Origin of the sequence: Nocardioides humilatus (genome assembly GCF_008373755.1) — a bacterium.
Taxonomy (GTDB): domain Bacteria; phylum Actinomycetota; class Actinomycetes; order Propionibacteriales; family Nocardioidaceae; genus Nocardioides; species Nocardioides humilatus.
Genome location: NZ_VUJV01000013.1, coordinates 1 through 1,002 on the forward strand (window position 1 = coordinate 1; position 1,002 = coordinate 1,002).

Sequence of the window (1,002 nt, forward strand, 5' to 3'; positions counted from 1 at the left end):
CCGCAGGCGTCGCGGCCGGTGATGTTGCAGCGCAAGTCCCCCGATGGCTGGGTCGACCTGGCCTCAGGCAACACCACCGCCACCGGCGATTTCAGCTTCACCCGCACCATGCTGTCCACGACCACCACCTACCGAGTCCTGGCCCCCACAACCACCATCGCCGGCGTGTCGTACCCGGCGACCTACACGCCTTCGAAGACGGTCCCGACCCAGTTGCAGTCAGGCACCCTCACCCTGGCCGATACGACCCCGCAGGGTTCGAGCGTGAAGGCCACCGCCGTGTTCAAACCGGCACGACCCGGTCGACCGGTTCAGCTCCAACGCCGTGACGGCTCGAACTGGACCCTGGTCGCTTCCGGCGTACAAGCGAACAACGGCTCGGCAGCACTCCCAGTCGACACCAGCGTCGCCCGCTCCTTCACCTACCGTGCCGTGACGACCGTCTATCAAGGCGCGGCAGAGGTGATCACCCCGGGCAAGACCATCACCATCGTCGACACCACCGCGCCACCCCGACCCACCGACGTCGTCGCCACCCCAGGTGATCAAACCGTGCGGCTCACGTGGTCCGCGGTGTCCGCCACTGACTTGGGCGGCTACCACGTCTACCAAGCCACCAGCGGCACCGGACCCTGGACCAAACTCACCACCACAGCCCTCACCACCCGGGCCTACACCGTCACCGGTCTGACCAACCGCACCAAGTACTGGCTCGCCGTCACCAGCATCGACAAGACCGGCAACGAATCGCCCCGCTCCCCCAGCGCCACCACAACACCAGCCGACACCACACCACCACCAAGGCCCACCGGTCTGACAGCCACCCCCGGCGACACCACCGCCCACCTGACGTGGAACCCAGTCACCGCCAACGACCTCGCCGGCTACCACGTCTACCAAGCCACCACCGCCACCGGCCCCTGGACCAAACTCACCACCACACCCGTCACCCCCACCAGCTACGACGCCACCGGACTGATCAACGGCACCAAATACTGGTTC

General features: G+C 66.9%; 1 protein-coding gene. It reads left to right on the plus strand.

Translation table 11 applies throughout. The features are described from left to right. Positions 1–108: 108 nt before the first annotated feature. Positions 109–1,002: fibronectin type III domain-containing protein (locus F0U44_RS22040; protein ID WP_223163803.1), on the plus strand; the 894-nt coding region annotated here is incomplete at its 3' end.